The following is a 1,055-nucleotide window of genomic DNA, read 5'->3' as shown; positions in this document are numbered from 1 at the left end:
GTGCCATGTGGCACCTGGCATACGGGCCATGCGGCACGCTCCCCTGGTGTTGTCTGTAGCTCAGGATAACCAGGTTATGCAACTTGTTGCACAAGGGTGGAGGGCATGGGTGAGCCCCGCCGTCGGGGGAAGTACGGCGGGGCTCGGTCCAGAGCAGCTGCGGCAGCCATGACGCACCCCTGATCGAAGGGGAAAGCTCTTGCGTCGAGGCTACTGCGGGGGTGTGACAGCGGGGTTATGGCCGCCAGTCGTCGCGGTAGTCGGGGTGGTCGGCGTAGGCCACGGCCAAGCAGCGCACAGAGTCCCGAAGTTCCTGCAAGCGAACCACCCGGGGAGCGCTCGGCTTCCAGTCCTCCCCGGAGAGATCCGCGAACCGCTCCACGATCATCCGCTTGGCCTCGACCTCGCGGAGGACGCGGGCTGGGTCGTGGCGGGCGATGTGGTCGGCGTCGCCAGTAGTCAATGCGTCGGCCATCCAGCCGTCTTCCACGCCGTAGTGGAGGCCGCGGCGCCCGTCCGTCGACCAGTTCGGGGCATGCGCCGCGCGCGCGGTCTGCTCGTCTTCGTCGAGGCGGGCGCGGAGGAACGTGATCAGGTCGTCCATGGGGTCAGTCTCCCGTACTCGTGGACCAGGTGACGGTGCAGTGCCCCTCTCGGTCCTCCACGATCGTGAACTGCGGTTTTGTGTCGGGGAGGGGGGCAGGACTCCCCGGGGGAGCGGGGTTAGCTGCACCCCGCACCGACTTGGCGACCCGCCACATGGCGACGATCCCGACCACCCACACCGCCCCGATCCCGGCGTCCGGCGACACCGCGTAGACGACCGCGAGCACGGCCCCACCGAGGACGACCAGGACGCACGCCCCAGCCACGGGGCTGCCCTCCGGCTGCTCCTCCGACTCCTCGGCAACGGGCTTCTTCCGGCCCATCAGAGGACCCCGTACAAGGCGCCACCGGCCCAGTTCACGGCCTGCGCGAGCGGGACCGCGGCGAACCCTGCGACGCCGGCGGATGTGCCGAGGCAGATCCCGCACCAGGCGCCGGCCTTAAGCCCG

2 protein-coding genes are annotated in these 1,055 nt (G+C 69.7%); both read right to left on the bottom strand.

Annotated elements, in window-relative coordinates:
* Positions 1–235: 235 nt before the first annotated feature.
* A complete protein-coding gene (locus ABZV94_RS42050; RefSeq protein WP_356350456.1) occupies positions 236–604 on the bottom strand; it encodes a DUF6221 family protein in 369 nt (122 codons plus the stop codon).
* Positions 605–608: 4 nt separating this feature from the next.
* Positions 609–929, bottom strand: a complete 321-nt coding sequence (locus ABZV94_RS42045; protein WP_356350454.1) for a hypothetical protein — start codon at positions 927–929, stop codon at positions 609–611.
* Positions 930–1,055 lie beyond the last annotated feature (126 nt).

It is taken from the genome of Streptomyces sp. NPDC004658, from assembly GCF_040609555.1.
Lineage (GTDB): Bacteria > Actinomycetota > Actinomycetes > Streptomycetales > Streptomycetaceae > Streptomyces.
Note: the sequence above shows the minus strand (reverse complement) of the source record. Positions and strands in the feature narration are given on the sequence as shown.

Excerpts from the sequence above, each read along its gene's own strand:
- ABZV94_RS42050 (WP_356350456.1), bottom strand. The coding sequence starts at position 604 with ATGGACGACCTGATCACGTTCCTCCGCGCCCGCCTCGACGAAGACGAG.
- ABZV94_RS42045 (WP_356350454.1), bottom strand. The coding sequence starts at position 929 with ATGGGCCGGAAGAAGCCCGTTGCCGAGGAGTCGGAGGAGCAGCCGGAG.